The 5,184-nt window shown below is 75.5% G+C and carries 6 protein-coding genes and 1 pseudogene; 3 read left to right on the top strand and 4 right to left on the bottom strand.

Annotated elements, in window-relative coordinates:
* A partial coding sequence (locus EAO71_RS36675; RefSeq protein WP_147982112.1) for a CAP domain-containing protein occupies positions 1-426 on the top strand: 426 nt, incomplete at its 5' end.
* A gap of 74 nt (positions 427-500) precedes the next feature.
* Here EAO71_RS36675 and EAO71_RS36670 read toward each other — a convergent pair.
* From EAO71_RS36670 to EAO71_RS36655, 4 genes are all read right to left on the bottom strand, one after another.
* Complete coding sequence (locus EAO71_RS36670) at positions 501-1,382, bottom strand: CAP domain-containing protein (RefSeq protein ID WP_147982111.1); 882 nt, start codon at positions 1,380-1,382, stop codon at positions 501-503.
* Positions 1,383-1,544: 162 nt separating this feature from the next.
* Entirely contained in the window at positions 1,545-2,435 is an 891-nt protein-coding gene (locus EAO71_RS36665; RefSeq protein ID WP_147982110.1) for a universal stress protein, read from the bottom strand.
* A 167-nt stretch (positions 2,436-2,602) separates the two neighbouring features.
* Positions 2,603-3,859, bottom strand: coding sequence for an acyl-CoA dehydrogenase family protein (locus tag EAO71_RS36660; RefSeq protein ID WP_261992531.1), 1,257 nt, complete (start codon positions 3,857-3,859; stop codon positions 2,603-2,605).
* 175 nt (positions 3,860-4,034) lie between these two features.
* Complete coding sequence (locus EAO71_RS36655) at positions 4,035-4,493, bottom strand: RrF2 family transcriptional regulator (RefSeq protein ID WP_147982108.1); 459 nt, start codon at positions 4,491-4,493, stop codon at positions 4,035-4,037.
* Between the two features lie 203 nt (positions 4,494-4,696).
* Between EAO71_RS36655 and EAO71_RS36650 the strand changes: the two genes are divergently transcribed.
* Positions 4,697-4,837: a cell envelope biogenesis protein OmpA gene (locus EAO71_RS36650; RefSeq protein WP_147982107.1), complete on the top strand. Its 141-nt coding sequence runs from the start codon at positions 4,697-4,699 to the stop codon at positions 4,835-4,837.
* A gap of 155 nt (positions 4,838-4,992) precedes the next feature.
* Positions 4,993-5,184 (top strand): annotated as a pseudogene (locus EAO71_RS36645) (glutathione S-transferase family protein); the annotation flags it as partial.

Here is a 5,184-nt window from a genome sequence, read left to right as displayed (position 1 = left end):
CGTCCGAGCCGCACGGCCGCTCCGGTGCCGACCCCGACGCCCACGGCGGCGGAACGGCTCACCCGGCTGATCAACCAGCGCCGCGCGAAGGAGGGTTGCGCTCCGCTGCGCACCGACGACCGGCTCACGCAGGCGGCCCGCGCGTACGCCCGGGACATGGTGCGCCGCGGCTACTACGGGCACAGCAGCCCCGAGGGCGAGTTCGCCGACACCCGGATCTCGGACACCGGATACGCGTGGAGCCGTTGGGCCGAGAACCTCGCGCGCGGGATGCGCGACCCGGCGACCGTCTTCGACAGCTGGATGGACGGCGGGATGCACCAGCAGAACATGCTGGACTGCCGCTACCGCGACACCGGTGTCGCCGCCGTGCCCGGCCCGGACGGCACGGTCTGGGTCCAGAAACTGGCCCGGCCGGCCGGCTGAGCCGGTACCGCGTGCCGGACCGGGCCCGCCGGCCGGGTCCGTGCCGCGGCCCGGCCCGCGGGCGGCGCGCCCGGTCAGCGGCGGGCGCCGAAGTTCTGCACCCACCACGGGCCGTTGGCCGTGAGGGCCACGCCGACGCCGATCTCCCGGAACGAGCAGTTGAGGATGTTGTGGCGGTGGGCCTCGCTCTCCATCCAGTCCTCCATCGCCCGGACGGCGGTCTTCGGGCCGCGGTGGATGTTCTCGGCCCAGGCCGACCAGGCGTAACCCGCGCGGCTGATCCGGTCGCCCGCGTCCCGGCCCTCGGGGGACTCGTGGTCGTAGTAGTCCCGGGCGGCCATGTCGTCCGCGTGCGCCTGGGCCGAGGACCGCAGCCGGGACTCCGCCCGCAGCGGGCGGCAACCCGCCTTCTCCCGCTCCTCGTTGGCCAGGGCGATCACCTGCTGGACGTAGTCGGCGGGCCCCCTGCCGCCCGGAGCGCCGGCCGCCCGGTGGGTCTCCCGGCGGACCGGTGCGGGCGGCAGCGTGCCCGTACGGTCCGCGGCGGACCCCGCATGGGGCGAGGGCGCGCGTCCCCGGACCGGGCCGGAGACGGTTCCCGCCGGGGAGACCCGGGCAGGCGCGGCCGCGTTCGCGGGGCGGGCGGCGCCGTACCCGGCCGGAGCCTCGGGCGGCGCGACCCGCCGCGCCGTCGGTGGTGCGGCACCCACGGCGAGCGGTGCCGGGACGGGTCCGGCCGCGACCCGCGCCCGCGGCTCCGTCCCCGCCGTGCCCTCCGTTGCCGACACGTAGGCGCCGAGGACCACGGTCAGGACGGCCGCCGCCGCCCCCGTGAGGGTGACCGCCGTCCGGAAGGACGGCAGGTCCGGCACCCGCCGCCGGTCGTCTCCTCCTCTGCGGTGACGGCCGCCGCTCGCCTTCCGGCCGTGCGGGCTGCGTGCGTCGTGGTGCTGCATGGGGCTCCGCTCTCTGTCCGAGGCCGCCCGGGGTTCGGCAGGGGGACGCTGCCGGGGCGACGGGCGTATCACTTTCCGGCTTCCGCCGCCGCGACACACCTCGTCAACCCGCGGCGTCAACCCTCCTTGACCACCCTCCCCGACCGGCTGGGAATGAGCGCGTCAGGCGTGGGGAACGACTGCCACCGGGCAGGGCGCCAGGTGCAGGGCGGCGTGCGCGACGGATCCGATCCGGGACCCGAGGGCCCCACGCCGGACCCGGCGCCCGACGACCAGGAGTCCGGCGGCTCCCGACGAGGACAGCAGTACCTGTCCGGCGCTCCCGACCTCCACGTGCTCGGTGACCGGCACGTCCGGGAACCGCTCCCGCCACGGCGCCACGGCCTCGCGCAGTGCCCTCTCCTCGAACGGGACGAGCCCGCCCGCCTGGTCGGCCAGTGCCATCGACGCCGGGCTGTAGGCGTACAGGGACGGCAGGCTCCAGGCCCGTACCGCCCGGACCGGCACGCCCCGGGCCGCGGCCGTCTCGAACGCGAACCCGAGAGCGGGGGCGCTGTCCTCCGGCCCGCCCTGCTGGCCGACGAGGATCTCCCCGCCGACGTGGCCGTCCCCGTCGGGGGTCTCGTCCCCGTCGCCGTCACGCGAGCGCACCGCGACGACCGGACGGGTGGCCTCCGCGATGATCTGCTGTCCGTACGAGCCGAGCAGGAAGCCCGCCAGGGCCCCGTGCCCCCGCGAGCCGATGACGAGCATCTCCGCCTCCTTCCCGGTGCTCAGGAGCGCGGCGACCGGTGTGTCGTGCAGGACCTCCGCGGTCAGCGCGAGGCCGGGACGGCGCGCGGCGATCCCCGACTCCGCCTCGCGGATCACCTGCTCGGCGATCCGTTCCTGGGAACCCCGGTCCTGTTCGAGCGGGATGTCCAGCGGCTCCCAGCGCCAGGCGTGCACCAGCCGCAGGGGCAGCCCCCGGTGAAGTGCCTCGCGCGCGGCCCAGTCCGCCGCGGCGAGGCTCTCCGGGGATCCGTCCACTCCCGCGACGATCTCACGACTCATCAGATTGCCTCCGTGACCTCGATGGCCCGGCCGTCGGTCCGGCCGGCCCGCTGCCTCCAGCTTGGGCCCAACGGCCGGTCGAGGTGAGGGCCGGACGTCCCGACATGCCGGTCCGTCCGTCCCCAACCGCCGCCGGGCGGCGGCTCGTCGAGGGTGCGTCCGCTCGGTCAGGCCAGCAGGGTGAGCCGTGGATGGGTTCCGTTGAGGTAGTGGTCGCCGATGGCCCGCAGCCTGCCGGCCGAGGACGTGGGGGCCGTCAGGGCGCGCGCGTTCCGCCAGAAGCGGTCGAAGCCCGGTCCCGTCGGCGCGCTGTCGGCGGCCTCCGCGCCGGCGACCAGTTCCAGGATCCGGGTGGTGATCCGTACGGCGGACCTGCTGGTCACCGCCTCCGCCGCGGCGATCAGCACAGCGATGTCGGCACGCTCGTCCACGCCGAGCGCGTGCTCCGCGAGGAGCCCGCGGGCCAGCGCGTCCGTGGCCCGCTCGACGACCGCGGCGGCCGCGTGGGCCTCCGTGGCCAACTCCCCGTAGGCCAGCAGGAGGTAGGGATCGTCCCCGCCGGGGACCGGGTAGTCGGCTCCGTCGGGGGAGGGGTCGGCGTGCGGCGCGGCGGCCTGGGTGGCCCGGCTGACGTCCCGGGCCTCGGCCAGCGCGCCCTCGGCGATGCCGAGACCGACGTGGACCAGGACCAGTCGCAGGGCGAGCGGCGCCAGGGTGGCGTAGGGGGAGGCGGCGTGCTCGTCGCGGGGGAGCGAGCCGAGGAGGTCGTGGGGTGCGACCGGGACGCGGTCGAACGTGACGGTGCCGGCTCCCGCGAGACGCTGCCCGACGCGATCGGTGCCGGCGTCGGTGAAGACGCCGGGGTGGGCCGGGTCGACGAGCGCGACCAGTAAATCACCGGTCTCGGTACACCGCGCGCCGACCACCAGCCGGTCCGCCACGGCGACCCCGGAGGCGAAGGCGCGCCGGCCGTCGAGCACATGGCCACCGTCGACCGGTGTGAGGGTGAGGCCGGTCCCGCTGCCGCCGGCGGGCTGGTCGACGCCGCCGGCGAGCAGCCACCGCTCCCCGGCCGCGCGGTCCTCCACGGCCCGCGGTCCGGTGGTGGCGCCGAAGAAGCGGGCGCTCCAGGACAGGGCGTAGTGATGGGCGAGGAGCTCGCCGACGGAGCTGTCCGCGGCCGAGATCTCCCGGATCACCGCGCACGCGGCGCGCCAGTCGGCTCCTCGCCCGCCCGGSCCGGGCGGGGTGAGCAGGGTGGGCAGGCCGGCCTCCTGCAGCCGGGCGAGCTCGTCGAACGGAGCCTTGCCGGCCCGGTCTCTGGACAGCGCGTCCACCGCGAGGTCGTCGGCGAGTTCCCGGGTGATGCGGCGCCAGATCTCGTCGTCCGCAGGCCGGTCGGCCCGTCCGGAGGTGGGGCGCATCGCTGGCTTCTTCGGCGTTCTCACGTCACCTCGCATGATTCCTAGTATTCCCACTGGAATAGTAGGGATAGTCGCAGAGGGAGGGCGCGGCGCCCAAGAGGCGTTCACATCATGGACAGTGACGTCTCGGCGGTCGAGATCTCCCGCGTTCGAGGGAACGCCGCCGGCCGTCGGCTCAGGGATTGGTCCAGGACTCCGGGTCCTCCGCCAGGGCGGAGATCTCCGGCGGCAGCTTCGCCGCGGCCACGTCCGCCAGGGACACCCCGTCGAGCACCTGGCGCACGCTGGCGCGCAGGGCGATCCACAGCGGGAGCAGCGATTCGGCCACCCCGGTGTACGAAAGCTCCGGCGGGCGGACCCCGCGCACGGAGACGAGGGGGCCGTCCACGCAGCGGATCACGTCCGCCACGGAGATCGTCTCGGCCGGTTTGGCCAGCCAGTATCCGCCGTTGCCGCCGCGCTGGCTCAGCACCAGGCCGCCCCGGCGCATGTCGCCGAGGATCCCTTCGAGGAACTTGTGCGAGATGCCCTGGCCGTCGGCGATCGCCTCGGCCTTCAACGGCGCCGCGTCATGGGCGGCGGCGAGCTGAAGGGCGGCACGCACCGCGTAGTCGGCCCTGGCTGAGATGCGCATGCCCGCATTATCCCGCACCGTCGTGACCGGATTCGTACGCTCACGGGTCGAAACACGGGCGGACGGCGGCCGGGCCCGCCGGGCCGGGCCGCGCGAGCCCACCCAAGGGCTGTCACCCGGCGCGTACCGCCCTCTTGACGCCGGGCGCGGGCGATCCCACACTCGGGACGGGAAACCGAGCGAACAGGTAGGGAATGGGAACCATGGTGCGCACGGACGTGGTGGACAGGTCTCGTACCGTCCCGCTGCCGCGCTCACTGCCCCTGACCTCCCGCCGCCACATCGATCTGCTGCGGGTGTGCAGCGCGGCGAGTCGCGCGCACCGCGCCGGCGTCGCCCGGTAGGTCCCGTCCGGGACCGGACGTCCCGCCTCTGCCGGACCCGCCCCGCTCCGTCGGGCCCCCGCTCTCCTCCGTCCCGCAACTCCGCTGCCGCCGGGCGCGCGTCGAGCCGCCGCGCGCCGTCGCGACCCGGCACCGAGCACCCTCCAGGGAGAAGCATGTCCGTCACCCCTTCCGTCGTGGCGCCCCCCTTCCGGGGCCGGATCGGCTGCGACGTCCGCAGCGGCCACTACGCCGTCCCGCACCGCTATCGCCTCCATCTGACGCCGTCCTCGCCCGGCTGTCTGGGCATCGCCGTCACCCACAGCCTCCTCGGCCTCGACGAGACCGTCCCCCTGACCCTCCTGCCC

The sequence above is a fragment of the Streptomyces sp. MS191 genome (assembly GCF_008042125.1).
Classification (GTDB): domain Bacteria; phylum Actinomycetota; class Actinomycetes; order Streptomycetales; family Streptomycetaceae; genus Streptomyces.
Note: the sequence above shows the minus strand (reverse complement) of the source record. Positions and strands in the feature narration are given on the sequence as shown.

What these genes read in the sequence shown, in the direction of transcription:
- EAO71_RS36670 (WP_147982111.1), bottom strand. Translation starts at nt 1,382, where the DNA reads ATGCAGCACCACGACGCACGCAGCCCGCACGGCCGGAAGGCGAGCGGC.
- EAO71_RS36665 (WP_147982110.1), bottom strand. Translation starts at nt 2,435, where the DNA reads ATGAGTCGTGAGATCGTCGCGGGAGTGGACGGATCCCCGGAGAGCCTC.
- EAO71_RS36655 (WP_147982108.1), bottom strand. Translation starts at nt 4,493, where the DNA reads ATGCGCATCTCAGCCAGGGCCGACTACGCGGTGCGTGCCGCCCTTCAG.
- EAO71_RS36650 (WP_147982107.1), top strand. Translation starts at nt 4,697, where the DNA reads ATGGTGCGCACGGACGTGGTGGACAGGTCTCGTACCGTCCCGCTGCCG.